At 51.5% G+C, this 1266-nt stretch carries 1 protein-coding gene; it reads right to left on the reverse strand.

Features of this window, described 5'->3' with window-relative positions; translation table 11 throughout:
* Positions 1 to 606 precede the first annotated feature (606 nt).
* Complete coding sequence (locus tag IEV56_RS10505) at positions 607 to 1116, reverse strand: hypothetical protein (RefSeq protein WP_188450315.1); 510 nt, start codon at positions 1114 to 1116, stop codon at positions 607 to 609.
* Positions 1117 to 1266 lie beyond the last annotated feature (150 nt).

A 1266-nucleotide genomic window follows, 5' to 3' on the forward strand; every position in this document is an offset into this window, starting at 1 on the left:
TGAATTTGTTCGCGAAATGACTTGGAGGGAGCGTATGAGCAGGAAATTGCATCTCCAGTAATTAAAAGCAAGGTCACGGTGAGAAGAAGCCGCAGCATACCGAACTTCCTAGATGGGGTTCTAACGGTTGAATTAAGCGGCTGCCGCCGCGAACAGGCTCAGAATACCAAGTATCGGGGCGGCTGTCCGCTTGGATGAATTGTTAGAGCCCACTTATTTCATTATCAAAGCGAAATCCACATGTTTGACAGTGGTTACAATTTCTTATGACGAATATTTTTGGATAACAAATCGGTAATGTGTCACCGCCTAATGAAACCATGCACTTTGGACAATCAACTATCCAATTAATATAGAAGGAACTGAATGCAAAGATTAGTGCGCAGATAACTATAAATAATTTAGAACCATCAACATTAACATCGGCTAAGATCAGCACTACCATACAAATCCAAGAAACGATTCCTAGGAATAGAATTCCTGAAACCTTGTTTCGGATTAAGTCACGGTAAGTCATGTGGGCTCTAACGATTGAATTAAGCGGCTGCCGCCGCGAACAGGCTCAGAATACCAAGTAACGGGTCGGCTGTCCGCTTGGATGATTTGTTAGGGCGCACCTGACGGCTCCAAGCCGACGACCGCCCGCATATACGCATACCGCAGATCTTGGGAAAGAAGATCCGGATAGTCCCAGATAGTCATTTGCTTGAGACTGGTGCCGTGTTGCTCCAGCTCTTTGTCGATTCGGGCGGCCACGTCGGGCGACGCACCCACCACAACGATATCTAGTTCGCAGAGCACGGCCCAATTCCCGGAGGCGCCACATATTACGTGCTCTAAAGACTGATTGGCAGGGCGGCTCGCTACGGCGCGAAACGCGGCCCAGTTGGCGGCCACGCCCAACGCAGGAGAGTCTTCGGGTGTATAAAAGTAAACGCTAATCTCAGGAGTGCCGGTAGCTGCCACCAGCGCCTCAAAGAGGAACCGGGGAATCATGGTCGCATCGAAGCGGTCTCGGTTGAGGCAGCAGCCACGCCACGAGGAGTCCGTGAACGGTGGAATGCAATCGCCACCCTCGTTGAAGAAGCGCTCTCTCGGACCTGCCTTGATCTGCACGCTCGACTCACTCACCTGTGCGCCCTAACGATTGAGTTAAGCCGCGCCGAAGGCGTCGGCTTGAATGATTAGTTAGGCCGCGCTGCCGCGACCGATGGACACCTATAACGGACAACCGAATCGCCGGGGATGGTTGTGCTGTCAATTAGC

It is taken from the genome of Arenimonas maotaiensis (assembly GCF_014638745.1).
In the GTDB taxonomy this organism is placed as follows: Bacteria; Pseudomonadota; Gammaproteobacteria; order Xanthomonadales; family Xanthomonadaceae; genus Arenimonas; species Arenimonas maotaiensis.